Source organism: Pseudomonas sp. SIMBA_068, assembly GCF_046534705.1.
GTDB lineage: Bacteria > Pseudomonadota > Gammaproteobacteria > Pseudomonadales > Pseudomonadaceae > Aquipseudomonas > Aquipseudomonas putida.
Genome location: NZ_JAWRYI010001071.1, coordinates 1 through 253, shown reverse-complemented (window position 1 = coordinate 253; position 253 = coordinate 1). Strand labels below are relative to the sequence as shown.

The window sequence follows — 253 nt, the reverse complement described above, 5'->3', positions numbered from 1 at the left end:
CTATCGATCATCTCAACGAAGCGGGCATCCCGTGGCGTATCTCTTATGTCGCTTCCACACTGGCTGCAGTACGCGCAGCGGTGAAAGCGGGACTGGGTGTGACGGCACGTCCGGTCGAGATGATGAGCCCGGAACTGCGTGTTATGGGTGCAGCTGAAGGACTGCCGGTACTGCCGGATACGCAATATCTGCTGTGCCGTAATCCAGACAGCGATAATGAACTGGCGCTGGCTATCTTCAATGCCATGCAGTC

The 253-nt window shown here is 56.9% G+C and carries 1 protein-coding gene; it reads left to right on the top strand.

All coding sequences use genetic code 11. The features are described from left to right. Positions 1 to 253 (top strand): LysR substrate-binding domain-containing protein (locus tag SB756_RS32735; protein WP_410913597.1); only part of this gene is annotated, 253 nt, incomplete at both ends.